The following is a 13,725-nucleotide window of genomic DNA, read 5'->3' on the forward strand; positions in this document are numbered from 1 at the left end:
GTGACAGCCGGAGACGGGGTATCAACATATCTGGCGTTGATTTTTGGCACGCTGTTGAGTTCTCAAGGAACGGACGCTTCCTTTGTACTCACCCTTTCGGGCTTTCCTCCGGGCTTCCCTTCGGTGTTCCAAACTGTATCAGTGTTTTTCCGGCCCCCTGACCACCGTCCCGCAGGCATGCGGAAGGTGACCCCGAGATAGGATCTGACAAGTTGGGTGCTGCCAGGCCAAGCAAAGGCGCTTGGTCGCGCCGCTCGGCCTCAAGCAGGAGTACGACTGTACATGCGGCCGCGGAGCAGGTGCAAATCGATTAGAGGTGTGGTCTAGACCACTAATCCGGACCTCTCGGGCGGAACCGTTACTACATATGACATACCCTGCTGCTCAGTGCGCCGTCCGGGACAGGTAGTGACGGCCCCATCACATTTCCCACCTCTGGGAGGCTTCCCATGACCAGCGTGACGTCCCCTCTCGCAGGACGTGCCATCGGACTGGCCGCGGTGCCGGATCCGGTCTTCTCCGGGGCCATGGTCGGCCCCGGCACGGCCATCGACCCCGTACGCGAGCCTTCCGAGGCCGTTTCTCCCGTGGACGGAGTCATCGTCTCCCTCCACCCGCACGCCTTCGTCGTCGTGGACAGCGAGGGGCACGGTGTGCTCACTCACCTCGGCATCGACACCGTGCAGCTCAACGGCGAGGGCTTTGAGCTGCTCGTCAACAAGGGCGACACGGTGGTCCGCGGCCAGAGCGTCGTGCGCTGGAACCCGGCCGCGGTCGAGGCCGCCGGCAAGTCCCCGGTGTGCCCGATCGTGGCTCTCGAAGCGACCGCCGAATCGCTCGCCGACCTCCGTGAGGACGGCGAAGTGAAGACCGGCGACGTTCTCTTCGCCTGGGCGTGACGTCAGTGCCGTCGTCATGACGGTGAGCAGGACAACCACCGCGGCGGCGGGACCCGCCGCACTATCGGAGACGGGTGAGATGGAGACAACGCTGCGAGGCGTCGGTGTGAGCCACGGTGTGGCGATCGGCGAGGTTCGGCACATGGGGACGGCGGTTCTCGAACCGCCTGCCAAGCAGAGCCCGGTGGAGGACGCGGAGCGTGAACAGGGGCGCGCCCGCCAAGCCGTGGACGCTGTGGCGGCCGACCTGATGGCGCGCGGCAATCTGGCGGGGGGCGAAGCCCAGGCGGTGCTCGAGGCGCAGGCCATGATGGCCCAGGACCCCGAGCTGATGGCGGACGTGGAGCGCCGGATCGCGGTGGGCAGCACCGCGGAGCGTGCTGCGTACGACGCCTTCGCCGCCTACCGTGCTCTGCTGGCCGGTGCGGGTGAGTATCTCGCCGGTCGGGTCGCCGACCTCGATGACGTGCGGAACCGTATCGTCGCCCGGCTGCTCGGCGTGCCCATGCCGGGTGTTCCGGACAGTGACGAGCCGTACGTCCTTATTGCCCGTGACCTCGCTCCTGCGGACACGGCGCTGCTGGACCCCGCGCTGGTGCTCGGTTTCGTGACCGAGGAGGGCGGGCCCACGAGTCACAGCGCGATCCTGGCGCGAGCGCTCGGCGTGCCGGCCGTGGTGGCGCTGCCGGGAGCCGGGGAACTGGTCGAGGGCACGGTCGTCGCCGTCGACGGCAGCACCGGTGAGATCTTCGTGAACCCGAGTGCCGAGAAGAAGGAGCAGTTGGAGGCCGCCGCTGCCGCGCGCAAGGCCGCTCTCTCCGCTTCCACGGGTCCGGGTGCCACCTCCGACGGGCACAAGGTGCCGCTCCTGGCCAATGTCGGCGGCCCCGCCGATCTGCCGGCCGCGCTGGAGGCGGGGGCCGAGGGGGTGGGTCTCTTCCGTACCGAGTTCCTCTTCCTGGACGACAGCAAGAACGCGCCGTCCGAGGCGAAGCAGGTCGAGGCCTACCGGCAGGTGCTCGAGGCATTCCCCGAGGGGCGTGTCGTGGTGCGGGTGCTGGACGCGGGCGCGGACAAGCCGCTGGACTTCCTGACGCCGGCCGACGAGCCGAACCCCGCGCTGGGTGTGCGGGGGCTGCGGTCGCTGCTCGATCACCCGGACGTCCTGCGTACCCAGTTGACGGCGCTCGCGAAGGCCGCCGAGGGCTTGCCGGTGTATCTGGAGGTCATGGCTCCGATGGTCGCGGACCGTGCGGACGCCAAGGCGTTCGCCGACGCGTGCCGGGAGGCCGGGCTGCGGGCCAAGTTCGGGGCGATGGTGGAGATTCCGTCGGCCGCGCTGCGGGCGCGCTCGATTCTGCAGGAGGTCGAGTTCCTGTCGCTGGGGACGAACGACCTCGCGCAGTACACCTTCGCCGCCGACCGTCAGGTGGGCGCGGTGTCCCGGCTGCAGGACCCTTGGCAGCCCGCGCTGCTCGACCTGGTCGCGATGTCCGCCGAGGGCGCGAAGGCTGAGGGCAAGAGCTGTGGTGTCTGCGGTGAGGCCGCGTCCGATCCGCTGCTGGCCTGTGTGTTGACCGGTCTGGGGGTCACCTCCCTTTCGATGGGTGCTGCCTCGATTCCTTATGTGCGGTCGACGCTGGCGAAGTACACGCTGGCCCAGTGCGAGCGGGCCGCGCTGGCGGCGCGCGCTGCGGACAGTGCCGAGGAGGCGCGCGTGGCGGCCCAGGCGGTGCTGTCCGGCGAGTAGTCGGGCCGAGTGATCGGGCGGCCGTCCGTCGGCTGTGTTCCAGGGGCGCCTCACCTGCGGGTGGGGCGCCCCTGGTGTGTTCAGTGGTGGTGTCCTCCTCGTTGGGGCGGTTCCAGGTCTCCGAGGTCCGGCGGTACGCAGTAGTCGACGCCCGATTCCGGGGAGATGAGGTCGCCGGACTCGACGTCGGTGCAGTAGGCGTCGAAGACCTCGCCCGCGGTCAGCGGTTCCAGGCCGTCGCCGCGCAGTCGCCAGCCGTAGACGCAGTCGGTGGTGTTCGGGCTGGTGGTGCGCATGACGAGGCCGCCGGGGCTTCGGGTGGCGAGGCCGAGGGCGAGGACCGTGGTGAATTCGAGGGCCTCGGCGTCGTCCAGGTGCGTGGTGCCGTCCTCGTCCTCGTCCGCGTGGAGGACGGAGACGAGGGTTTCCGGTGCGCCCGAGACGCTGCAGACCAGATGTCGGTTGCCGGGGCGGGCCGTGTCGAGGATGCGGACGAGGAGGCCGGAAGCCCGGGTGAAGGCCGCGCGGCCGATGTCCTCGCCGCAGGAGGCACAGGCGCCGAGACGGGACAGGAGTGTGGTCGCGTACTCCCAGGTGGCCTGGCGGACGGCCTCGTCGACCAGGGCCGGGAGGAGGTCGGCCAGTGGCTGGCCCTCGTAGGGCAGGGTGGGGCCGGTGGCCGCGAGCTCGGCCGTGAAGCGGGCGCGGCTCGACGAGATGTCGGGCTCCAGGTCACGGGCTGCGCAGAACTCGGCGTATTCCTCTGGGTCGAAGAGGGCCACGCTGGTGTGGCTGCCCTGGGAGGCGCGACTCCTGAGGAGGGCCTCCACCTGCTGGAGGTAGGCGGTGTGGTCGTCGAAGGTGAAGCTGCGGTAGCGCCGCATGGCGCTGAAGTCCTGCTCGTCGGTCAACAGGCCGATGGTGCCCGCGATTTCGCGGCGCAGAACGCGTCGGACGGTCAGGTGGTCGGTGTGCGCCATGTTTCCCCCTGTGCGCTGTCGATCAATGCTCACTCACAGTAACCGGCGGCACTGACAACGGCGTCCGAGCGAGTGGTCGGCGGACCGGGCAGCTCTGAATCATGCAGGTCAGAGCGCTCGTCGATTCGGTGCCGGGGGCGACTCGGTTCGGTGCGGGGGGGCGACGGAGAGTTCCGATGAGCCGGTGGCATGGCGCATCTCGGACAGGGTGAGAGCGGCACGGGCGAAGCGGTGCGGCTGGCCTCGGGCTTCGTCGCTGTGCTGGGTGAGTCCGAGGCCGGCCGCGGAGGCTGATCGTCCGCTACCGGATGCCGATCAGGCGCGCTTGCGGGCGAGTTCCTCGTAGAAGGCCAGCAGGCCGAGGTTGTCGATGGAGCCCGGGTTGACCGCCTTCTCCAACGGAGTGCCCTGAAGGAGGCGTTTGACGGGTACCTCGATGCGCTTTCCGGTGAGGGTGTGCGGGACGCCGGGGATCTCGATGACCTCGTCGGGCACGTGGCGGGGGGAGAGCTGTTCGCGGATCGTCTGCTTGATGCGGCCCAGGAGGGCGTCGTCGAGGACGGCTCCAGGGGCGAGGTGCACGAAAAGGGGCATCCAGTAGCCGCCGTCGGGCTGTTCGATGCCGATGACGAGGGACTCCTTGATCTCCGGGAGCCGTTCGACCGCCTCGTAGATGTCGGCCGAGCCCATGCGTACGCCCTGCCGGTTGAGCGTGGAGTCGGAGCGGCCGTGGATGACGACGGAGCCCCGGGAGGTGACGGTGATCCAGTCGCCGTGGCGCCACACTCCGGGGTACGTGTCGAAGTAACTGTCGTGGTAGCGCGTGCCTTCGGGATCGTTCCAGAAGTAGATCGGCATGGACGGCATCGGGTTGGTGACCACGAGTTCGCCCACCTCGTCGACCAAGGGTGCGCCGCTCGGGTCCCAGGACTGCAGGTCGGTGCCGAGGCCGGGGGCCTGGAGTTCACCGATGTACACCGGGAGGGTCGGTACGGCTCCCGCGAAGCAGGAGCAGACGTCCGTGCCGCCGCTGACCGAGGCGATCCAGAGGTCGTCGCGGACCTCGTCGTGCAGCCAGCGGAAGCCGTCCGGGGGCAGGGGTGAGCCGGTGGTGGCGACGCACTTGACCTTGGAGAGGTCGAAGTCGGCCGACGGGTGCACGCCGGCCTTGCGGCAGGCCATGACGTACGCGGCCGAGGTGCCGTAGAGAGTCGCTCCGGTGCGTTCGGCGATGCGCCACTGGGCCGCTGTGTCGGGGTACCCGGGGCTGCCGTCGTAGAGGACGATCGTCGTGCCGGTCAGGAGGCCGGAGACGAGGAAGTTCCACATCATCCAGCCGGTGGACGTGTACCAGAAGAAGCGGTCCTCGGGGCCCAGGTCGCAGTGCAGGCCGAGTTGTTTGAGGTGCTCGACGAGGATGCCGCCCTGGGACTGGACGATGGCCTTGGGGAGGCCGGTCGTGCCCGAGGAGTAGAGGACCCACAGGGGGTGCTCGAAGGGCACCTGCTCGAAGACGGGCTCCACGTCGGCCGAGGTCAGCGACGACCATTCCAGGGCGCCTTCGGGGGCTTCGGTGCCGAGCAAGGGGACGTGGACGACCGCGCGCAGGGTGGGCAGTTCGCGGCGGAGTTCGGCCACCGCGTCGCGGCGGTCGTGCTCCTTGCCGCCGTAGCGGTAGCCGTCGACGGTGAACAGGACGACCGGTTCGACCTGCTGGAAGCGGTCGAGGACGCTGCGGGCGCCGAAGTCCGGCGCGCAGGACGTCCAGACGCCGCCCACGGCGGCGGTGGCGAGCAGGGCGACGACGGCCTGGGGGATGTTCGGGAGGTAGCCGCTGACGCGGTCTCCGGGGCGTACACCGAGGGCGCGCAGTTCGGCGGCCAGGGAGCCGACCTGCCGGCGCAGCTGCGACCAGGTGACCGGGGTCGGTTCGTGGGTCTCGTCGACGTACAGGAGGGCCGGTTCGTCCGCGCGGGTCGCCGCCGCGCGCAGGGCGTGCTCGGCGTAGTTGAGGGTCGCTCCGGGGAACCACTGGGCGCCGGGCATCGAGCGGTCGCCGAGCACACGCGCGTAGGGGGTCGAGAAGCTGACGTCGAACCACTCGGTGACGGCCTGCCAGAAGGTGTCCAGTTCGTCGACGGACCAGCGGTGCAGCGCCGCGTAGCCGCCCTCGGCCGGGGCTCCGTGGTGTTCGGCCGCCCAGGACTGGAACGTGGTGACCTGTGCCTGGGCGATGCGTTCCGGATCTGGCTGCCAGAGCGGCAGGGGGTTCGCGGTCGACATGGGGCGGCTCCCGGGACTGTGCGCGTCGTGTGCGTCGGTCGCGCACGGGCGGGGGTGTGCGCGTGACGCGGCTGACACGGACGATGCCATGTGATCGACTTCTACACCAGGGCGCGCTCCACATAGTCCGTGTCGTGAACATGTGGTCCCACCACGGGTGAACGGCAGTTGAACGACACGGTTATGCGGGGCTTGTGATGGCAGGGTGAGCAGCATGGACGGTCGTGACCTGGTGCGTTCGGTGAAAGTGGTCGGTTCGACGGGGGCGGCGCAGGGTTTGCGTACCGTACGGGCGGCGTGGCGCAGCAGGCGTGCCGACGCCATCGGGCTGCCCGCGCGCGGGGCGGAGCGGGCACGGGTGCCCGGGCCGGTCCGGGACGCCGAGCCGGGCCCCGGGGGCGGGGTCGTCCGGTTCAGCCGCTCCGAGCTGCGCATCACGGTCGCCGTGAACGGAGCCGTCTTCTGGGGCTGGGACGGGGCCGGTCCCGAGCCGTCGTACGCGCTGGGCGGGCGGTGCCCGGAGCCGGATCCGCGGGCGGTCCTGGAGCCGGACAAGGACGGCGGCTGGCGGGTCGTGGCGGAGCGGGTGACGGTCATCGTGTCCCGGCACGGCGCGGTCGAGGTGCGTACGCCCGGAGGGGTGACGCTGCGCCGGGACCTGCCGCCGCGGTGGTGGGAGCCGGTGGGCGGGGGCACGGCGCGCTGGAAGCAGCGCTCCGAGGTGGCTGCGGACGCCCGGTTCTTCGGGCTCGGCGGGCGCGCGTCGGGGCCGCGGTTGCGGGACGGGACGTACAGGCTGTGGAACACCGACCCCGGGCACGCATTCACCCCGGGTGACGATCCGCTGTACGTGACCATGCCCGTGCAGCTGGTGGTGGCCGACGCGGCGACGCATCTGGTGTTCCACGACACCTCCTGGGACGGCACGGTGACGCTGCGGGAGGGCGAGGAAGGGGCCGGTTCCGGGCACGACCGGGCCGGGACGTCCGAGCTGCGGATGGACGGCGGTCCGCTGCGCTGCTGGGTGGTGGTGGGCACCCCCGCGCGCGTGCTGCACGCCTGGGCCTCGCTGACCGGCGCTCCCGCGCTGCCCCCGGCGTGGGCGCTGGGTCACCATCACGCGCGGTGGGGCTTCGGCAGTGAGCAGGAGGTGCGGCGGATCGTCGCCGGCTACCAGGAGCGCGGTCTGCCGCTGGACGCCGTGCACCTGGACATCGACCATTACGACGAGCACCGGGTGTTCACCGTCGACCACGAGCGCTTCCCGAAGCTGCCGGTGCTCGCCGAGGAGCTGCGGCGGGACGGCATCCGCCTGGTGTCGGTGATCGAGCCCGCGGTGAAGGCCGAGCCGGGGAACGCCGTCCACGACAGCGGGACGGCCGAGGACGCCTTCGTGCGGGACGCCTCGGGGCGGCTGGTGCGCGGAGTCGTGTGGCCCGGGGAGGCCGTTTTCCCGGACTTCACGCACCCGCGTGTGCGGGAGTGGTGGGGCGGGCTCTACAAGGAGCGGCTCGCGCAGGGCTTCGCGGGGTTCTGGCACGCCATGAACGAGCCGACGTCGTTCGCCGCCTTCGGGGAGTCGACGCTTCCGCGTTCGGCTCGGCACGACCTCGACGGGCGGGGCGGCGACCATCGTGAGGCGCACAACGTGTACGCGCTGTGCATGGCGAGAGCCGCCTATGAGGCGTTGCGTGAACTGGCCCCCCAGGAGCGGCCGTTCCTCTTCTCGCGCTCGGGGTGGGCGGGGATGCAGATCTACGGGGGTACGTGGTCCGGCGATGTGGCCACCGGCTGGCAGGGGCTGCGGGCCTCGCTGTCGCTGGTGATGGGGCTCGGGCTGTGCGGGGTGCCGTACTCGGGTCCTGATGTGGGCGGTTTCGACGGGAGTCCGTCTCCGGAGCTGTATCTGCGCTGGTTCCAGCTGGGCGCGTATCTGCCGCTGTTCCGGACGCACGCGAGTTCGCGGGCGGGGCGTCGGGAGCCCTGGGAGTTCGGTGCCGAGGTGCTGGAGCACGCGCGCGTGGCGCTCGTCGAACGGCGGCGGCTGCTGCCGTACTTCATGACGCTGGCCCATCTGGCGCGGCGGACCGGGGCGCCCTATGTGCGGCCCCTGTGGTGGGGTGTTCCCGAGGATCGTGCGCTACGGGACTGCGAGGACGCCTTCCTGCTGGGCGACTGTCTCCTGGTGGCGCCGGTGCTCGATCCCGGGTCGGACCGGCGGGCGGTGCAGTTGCCGAGGGGGCGCTGGTACGACACGGAGACGGAGCAGGCCTACGAGGGGCCGGCGCAGATTCTCGTCGACGCCCCGTTGTCGCGGATTCCGGTGCTCGCGCGCGCGGGTGCCGTGCTGCCGGTGCGGGGAGCGGACGGCGGGCTGGAGCTGGAGGTGTGGGCGCCCGCCCGGGGGCGGACCGGGGGCGGGCTGGTGGTGCCGGACGCGGGCGACGGCTGGGACGAACCGGAGATCGAGCGGTACGTCGCCCGCTGGGAGGGCCGGCGGGTGGTCGTGGAGCGGGAAGGCCGGGAAGGCCTAGAAGGAGGGGACGGCGTGAGTGCGCCGTCCTACCCGGTGCGGGTGCGAGGGCTCGGTGAGGGCTGACCTCAGATGTACCGGCCTTCGAACCAGGCCCTGACGGCCACGGAGTGCAGCGGGAAGGCGAGCTCCTCCGGCCTGCGCAGGAGGTGCCACCCCTCGGTCTCGTCGGTGGCGGCGGACTTGGGCAGTCCCTCGACCGGGCGCTCGGGGAGGACCCCGAAGAGCAGGAGATGCCCGTCGGGCGAGCTGATGGCGTCGACGAGCCGTACGTCGCGGCTGGCCGCTTCGATGCCCGTCTCCTCCCTGAGTTCGCGGACGAGGGCCTGGCGCCAGTCCTCGCGGTCGTCGACGAAACCGCCCGGGAGGGCGACGCCTCCGCGCGCGGGGTCGACGGTTCGGGTGATGACGACCAGGGCGGTGCCCTTGGTGTCGTACACGGGCTGGAGTGCGACGGCCACGGGCAGCGGGTTGCGGTACGCGACGGTTCCGCAGGCCGGGCAGGTGCGGGGCCAGCCGGAGACGCCCTCTCCGTAGGGCGATCCGCAGCTCGAACAGTGGCTGTTCGGCCCGGAGTTGGGGACGGAGGCTTGAGTTTCGGACACCCGGCGGACTGTATCCGATCAAGCGGAGGACGTCTTTCCGGGGGCCGCGCGCGTGAACGGAAAACGGCCGGAACCACCCCCGTGGGCCCCGGCCGTCTCTCCTGATACGACGACGCCGTGAGCGGCTCGATGGTTCACCGAAACGCCCTGCTCATTTTCCGTTGCCCGTGGCACACTTCTGACGTTCCGTCAGATCCAGTGTTGTGGAGGGACGTTGTCGCGGACACGCACACCTGTGGTCACCGATTGGTTCACCGGGAACGGGGACGGCTTCCGGCTGCTGGGCACGCGCTGCTCGGCGTGCGACTCGGTCTTCTTCCCCCGGGAGGACGCCCACTGCCGCAATCCGGCCTGCCGGGGCGGCGACCTGGAGGAGGTCCCGCTGTCGCGGCGCGGCCGTGTCTGGTCGTACACGGACAGCCGGTACCGGCCACCGTCACCGTATGTGAGCGATCCGGAACTTCCGTGGGAACCGTACGCGTTGATCGCTGTGGAGCTGGAGTCCGAGCGGATCGTGGTGCTGGGACAGGCGGTTCCCAGGATCACCGTCGCCGACCTGACGGTGGGCATGGAGGTGGAGGTCGTCCCCGGGGTGCTCAGCGAGGACACGGAGACGACCTGGACGACCTGGCACTGGCGGCCCGTGGGGGTGGCGTGATGACGGCGGACGTGGCGGTGCTCGGCGCGGGCATGCACCCCTGGGGGAAGTGGGGGCGCGGCTTCGTCGAGTACGGGACGGCGGCGGCCCGGGCCGCGCTCGCCGACGCGGGACTGGAGTGGCGGGACGTCGGCTCGATCGTCGGCGCGGACACGGTGCGTGGCGGCTATCCGGGGTACGTGGCGGGCGCCACGTTCGCGAAGGCGCTGGGCTGGCAGGGCGCCCGGGTGGCGAGCGTGTACGCGGCGTGCGCGTCCGGGGCGCAGGCCGTCAACGCGGCGCGGGCGCAGCTCCTTTCGGGGCTCGCGGACGTGGTGCTGGTGGTGGGCGCCGATGCCGCGCCCAAGGGGTTCTTCCGGCCGGCCGGCGGGGAGCGGCACGACGATCCGGACTGGCTGCGCTTCCGGGTCCTCGGGGCGACGAACCCGACGTACTTCGGGCTGTACGCGCGCCGGCGAATGGCCCTCTACGGGGACACCCCCGAAGACTTCGCCCAGGTCAAGGTGAAGAACGCGGCCCTGGGGGCACTGAATCCGTACGCGCGCTACCGCAAGCGGGTCTCCGCCGAGGAGGTCGCCGCCTCCGCGGTGGTCGCCGATCCGCTGCGGCTGCTCGACATCTGCGCCACCTCCGACGGCGGGGCGGCCCTGGTGCTGTCCACCATGGAGTTCGCGCGCCGCCACGGAGCGGCGGACCCGGTGCGGATCCGGGCTGTGTCCACGGTGACGCCGCGTTATCCGAACACGGTGCTGGACCTCCCGGACATCGCCACCGACTCCGCTGCGGCGGTGGCACCCCCGGACGAGACATTCCGGGCGTCGATCGCGCGCGCGGCCTACGAGGAGGCGGGCGTCGGCCCGGAGGAGCTCTCGCTGGCCGAGGTGTACGACCTGTCCACCGCCCTGGAGCTGCAGTGGTACGAGGACCTGGGGCTGTGCGGCGAGGGCGAGGGCGCCAAGCTGCTGCGGGAGGGCGCGACGGCTCCGGGCGGGCGGATACCGGTGAACGCGAGCGGCGGACTGGCCTCCTTCGGGGAGGCGGTTCCGGCGCAGGCGATCGCCCAGGTCTGCGAGGTGACCTGGCAGTTGAGGGGCGACGCGGGCGAGCGGCAGATCCCCGGGGCGCGGGTGGGGCTCACCGCGAACCAGGGGCTGTTCGGGCACGGGTCGGCGGTGCTCGCCGTGCGGTGAGCGACGGCGTGTCCCGCAGACCGTGGGATCGGCCCGCAAGGCTGCGTGAACGTCTTATGAACTGGCCCTGGGCGTACGCCGGTGACGCCATCATGCTGCCGTGCGCTCCTCGACGGACACTCTCCGCTTCGCCTTCCAGCCGGTGGTCAATCTGACCACCGGCGGGATCGCGGGGCTGGAGATCCTCGTCCGCCCCGAGACCGGCGACATCCTGGCCGAGGCCCGCCGCGACCCCGAACTCGACGGCAGGCTGGCCGTGTTGGCGGTCCGCGCCGCCGCGCGCAGGGAGACGCTGCTGCCGCTGCACATCAACGTGTTCGCCGGCACGCTCGCCGACCTCGGCGGCCTGACCCCGCTGCACCGCGCGGTGCGCGAGGCGGGACGGCTGCCGTGGGAGGTCACGCTCGACATCGGGCCGCCGTACACGCACGTGCCCCGGCGGGCGCTTCTGGAGGCGGTGTCCGAACTGCGGGGCCAGGGGTTCCGGATCTGCGCGGACGGCGTCGGCGACGGTGACGTACCCCTGCGGCTGCTCACGGATCTCGCGCCCGACCTGGTGAAACTCGACGCGTCGCTGCTGGAGCGGCCGGCCGCGGTGCGGGCGATGCGGACCCTGTGCGAGCAGCTGGGCGCCCTGCTGTCGGTGGAGGGCGTGGAGACCGAGGCGCAGTGTGCCGCCGCGCGGGCGGCCGGGGCGCAGTTGGCGCAGGGCGAGCTGTTCGCACCGGCGACTCGGGTCCCGGCGGCGGACGTATACGTTCCGTCGCGCGCTCCCGGGCTCGCGGCGACACCGGCGTCGGGTCCGTGGGTGCGGGAGTTCGTCCGGCCGGCCGCGCTGCTGCCCGACACCGCGTCCTCCGGTCAGGTGCGGGCGCTGCTGACCGGCTCGCCGGACGTCTCCGGGGTGGTGCTCGTGGACCGGGACGGGGTGCCGGTGCGTTCGGTGCACCGCTCCCGCTTCCTGCTGTCGATGTCGGGGCGCTACGGCCATGCCCTGTACGCCGACCGGCCCGCCGCCCGGCTCGGTGACGTGCCGCGGACGGTCGGCGACCACGCGACCGCCTGGGAGGTCCTGGACGTCGTCGCGGTCGGCGACGCGGACCGTACGTCGGACGACGTGGCGGTGGTCGACCGCTACGGGCGGTGCGTGGGCGTCGTACGGCTCGCGGACCTGCTGCGGGCGCTGGCCGAGACGCGGGTGGAGGAGGCGGCGGGGCTCAATCCGCTGACCAGGCTGCCCGGTTCGGACGCGATCACCGGTGAGGTGGACCGGCGGATCGTCGACGGGCTGACGTTCGCGCTGAGCTGGCTGGACGTCGACCACTTCAAGCAGGTCAACGACGGGGCCGGGTTCGCGGCGGGGGACGAGCTGATCCGCTCGGTCGGACGGGCGCTGCAGTCGGCGGCGACCGGGCACACACGCGTGGGGCACATCGGCGGGGACGACTTCCTGGTGCTCACCGATCCGGACGGGCTGGGTCCGCTGGCCGGCGCCGTGCTCGACATGCGCTGGGAGGCGGGCGGCAGGCCCGTGACGCTGTCCCTGGCGACCGTCCTGTGTCTGCCGGGCAGTGTGACCGACCACCGGCAGGCGGCCGCGTGTCTGGCGCCGCTGAAGAAGGCGGCGAAGGCGCTGGACGGCACGAGCTGGGTGCTGAGCCGCGCGGGACTGACCGAGTACGAGATCCTGCGCGGAACCCGCGTGACGCCCGTACAGGCCGACCGCAGGGCAGCGGGGTCCCCCGGGCGCTGAGCGCGGCCCGGCGGGCTTCTGCGGGGCGTCAGAGGCCGTCTGAGCGGGCGTCACCGTTGCGGTCCGCGACCTTGACGCTCCCTGGGCGCCGGTGAACACTTCCCGGTGTCGGTCGACATCGCCGTACATTCTCGGCGTACCAGGCACTGCGCCGCGCTGGCTCCGCCTGCGCTCAGGCCCACACCCCATGGGCGATTCGGCCACGACGGCACGCTCGTCACGGACGCCGGGCGGGGCTCGGGACCCTCCCTGCCTCCGGCTGAAGTCGCCAAGGGAACCGCACCCTGCACGGAGGACCGGGGCCGACCGTCCCGGGCGAGGGCCTAGGAGCCGCCATGAGCAATGGAGACATATTCCTCGGTGAGGTCATCGGCACCGCGATCCTGATCCTCTTCGGCGCCGGCGTGGTCGCCGCCGTCGTGCTCAACTACTCGAAGGCGAAGGACGGCGGCTGGATCGTCATCGCGTTCGGCTGGGGCTTCGGCGTGATGGCCGGGGCGTACACCGCCGCCCCGCTGTCCGGCGGACAGCTCAACCCGGCGGTCACCGTCGGCATCGCCATCGACACCGGGAAGTGGGACAAGGTCCCGCTCTACATCGCGGGCCAGTTGGTGGGCGCCATGCTCGGCGCGCTGCTGTGCTGGCTGGTCTACTACGCGCAGTTCCAGGCCAACGCCGAGGAGGAGATGGCGCAGCCCACCCTCGGGATCTTCTCCACCTCGCCCACGATCCGCAACGCGGTGGCGAACCTGATGACGGAGATCATCGCGACGATCGCGCTGGTGCTGCCGATCCTGGCCTTCGGGCTCACCAAGGGGCTCGGTACGTCCGGCACGGCGGTGCTGGTCGTGTCCTTCCTGGTGGTCGGCATCGGTCTGTCGCTCGGCGGTCCCACCGGGTACGCCATCAACCCGGCCCGCGACCTGGGCCCGCGCATCGTCCACGCGCTGCTCCCGATCCCCAACAAGGGCACCTCGGACTGGAGTTACGCGTGGATCCCGGTGGTGGGACCGCTCGTCGGCGGGGCCCTGGCCGGGGTCATCTTCAACGCAGCCTTCTGACAACGGACTTCGA

General features: G+C 71.5%; 10 protein-coding genes. 7 read left to right on the top strand and 3 right to left on the bottom strand.

What is annotated here, in order from left to right; all coding sequences use genetic code 11:
• The first annotated feature begins 449 nt into the window (after positions 1-449).
• Both ACIPTO_RS41630 and ptsP read left to right on the top strand, forming a co-directional pair.
• The gene (locus tag ACIPTO_RS41630; RefSeq protein ID WP_401200815.1) at positions 450-899 is read left to right on the top strand and encodes a PTS glucose transporter subunit IIA; all 450 of its coding nucleotides are present in this window, start codon (positions 450-452) and stop codon (positions 897-899) included.
• Between the two features lie 79 nt (positions 900-978).
• Positions 979-2,649, top strand: coding sequence for a phosphoenolpyruvate--protein phosphotransferase (gene ptsP, locus ACIPTO_RS41635; protein WP_401200936.1), 1,671 nt, complete (start codon positions 979-981; stop codon positions 2,647-2,649).
• An 80-nt stretch (positions 2,650-2,729) separates the two neighbouring features.
• Here ptsP and ACIPTO_RS41640 read toward each other — a convergent pair whose 3' ends face one another.
• Both ACIPTO_RS41640 and ACIPTO_RS41645 read right to left on the bottom strand, forming a co-directional pair.
• Positions 2,730-3,629, bottom strand: coding sequence for a hypothetical protein (locus ACIPTO_RS41640; RefSeq protein WP_401200818.1), 900 nt, complete (start codon positions 3,627-3,629; stop codon positions 2,730-2,732).
• Positions 3,630-3,944: 315 nt separating this feature from the next.
• Positions 3,945-5,912, bottom strand: a complete 1,968-nt coding sequence (locus tag ACIPTO_RS41645; RefSeq protein ID WP_401200821.1) for an acetoacetate--CoA ligase — start codon at positions 5,910-5,912, stop codon at positions 3,945-3,947.
• 214 nt (positions 5,913-6,126) lie between these two features.
• Here ACIPTO_RS41645 and ACIPTO_RS41650 point away from each other — a divergent pair, with 214 nt between their 5' ends.
• Positions 6,127-8,511, top strand: coding sequence for a TIM-barrel domain-containing protein (locus tag ACIPTO_RS41650; protein ID WP_401200824.1), 2,385 nt, complete (start codon positions 6,127-6,129; stop codon positions 8,509-8,511).
• Positions 8,512-8,513: 2 nt separating this feature from the next.
• Here ACIPTO_RS41650 and ACIPTO_RS41655 read toward each other — a convergent pair whose 3' ends face one another.
• Positions 8,514-9,050 (bottom strand): NUDIX domain-containing protein, encoded by a 537-nt coding sequence (locus ACIPTO_RS41655; RefSeq protein WP_366323341.1) that lies wholly within the window; start codon positions 9,048-9,050, stop codon positions 8,514-8,516.
• Between the two features lie 235 nt (positions 9,051-9,285).
• On the opposite strand from ACIPTO_RS41655, the gene ACIPTO_RS41660 reads away from it, so the two are divergent.
• The 4 genes from ACIPTO_RS41660 to ACIPTO_RS41675 all read left to right on the top strand — a co-directional run bounded on the left by ACIPTO_RS41660 (position 9,286) and on the right by ACIPTO_RS41675 (position 13,712).
• Positions 9,286-9,708, top strand: a complete 423-nt coding sequence (locus tag ACIPTO_RS41660) for a Zn-ribbon domain-containing OB-fold protein (protein WP_401200827.1) — start codon at positions 9,286-9,288, stop codon at positions 9,706-9,708.
• Positions 9,708-10,898, top strand: coding sequence for a lipid-transfer protein (locus tag ACIPTO_RS41665; protein WP_366323337.1), 1,191 nt, complete (start codon positions 9,708-9,710; stop codon positions 10,896-10,898). The genes ACIPTO_RS41660 and ACIPTO_RS41665 overlap by 1 nt, the downstream gene beginning before the upstream one ends.
• 100 nt (positions 10,899-10,998) lie before the next feature.
• Positions 10,999-12,651 (top strand): EAL domain-containing protein, encoded by a 1,653-nt coding sequence (locus ACIPTO_RS41670; protein WP_401200830.1) that lies wholly within the window; start codon positions 10,999-11,001, stop codon positions 12,649-12,651.
• Positions 12,652-12,986: 335 nt separating this feature from the next.
• Positions 12,987-13,712 (top strand): MIP/aquaporin family protein, encoded by a 726-nt coding sequence (locus ACIPTO_RS41675; RefSeq protein ID WP_401200832.1) that lies wholly within the window; start codon positions 12,987-12,989, stop codon positions 13,710-13,712.
• The last annotated feature ends 13 nt before the right edge of the window (positions 13,713-13,725 follow it).

The organism is Streptomyces sp. NPDC090083, from assembly GCF_044747445.1.
Taxonomy (GTDB): Bacteria; Actinomycetota; Actinomycetes; order Streptomycetales; family Streptomycetaceae; genus Streptomyces.

Bases quoted from the DNA above. Each gene is read 5' to 3' on its own strand.
- ptsP (WP_401200936.1), top strand. From the start codon at position 979: ATGGAGACAACGCTGCGAGGCGTCGGTGTGAGCCACGGTGTGGCGATC.
- ACIPTO_RS41650 (WP_401200824.1), top strand. From the start codon at position 6,127: ATGGACGGTCGTGACCTGGTGCGTTCGGTGAAAGTGGTCGGTTCGACG.
- ACIPTO_RS41640 (WP_401200818.1), bottom strand. From the start codon at position 3,629: ATGGCGCACACCGACCACCTGACCGTCCGACGCGTTCTGCGCCGCGAA.
- ACIPTO_RS41630 (WP_401200815.1), top strand. From the start codon at position 450: ATGACCAGCGTGACGTCCCCTCTCGCAGGACGTGCCATCGGACTGGCC.
- ACIPTO_RS41675 (WP_401200832.1), top strand. From the start codon at position 12,987: ATGAGCAATGGAGACATATTCCTCGGTGAGGTCATCGGCACCGCGATC.
- ACIPTO_RS41665 (WP_366323337.1), top strand. From the start codon at position 9,708: ATGACGGCGGACGTGGCGGTGCTCGGCGCGGGCATGCACCCCTGGGGG.
- ACIPTO_RS41645 (WP_401200821.1), bottom strand. From the start codon at position 5,912: ATGTCGACCGCGAACCCCCTGCCGCTCTGGCAGCCAGATCCGGAACGC.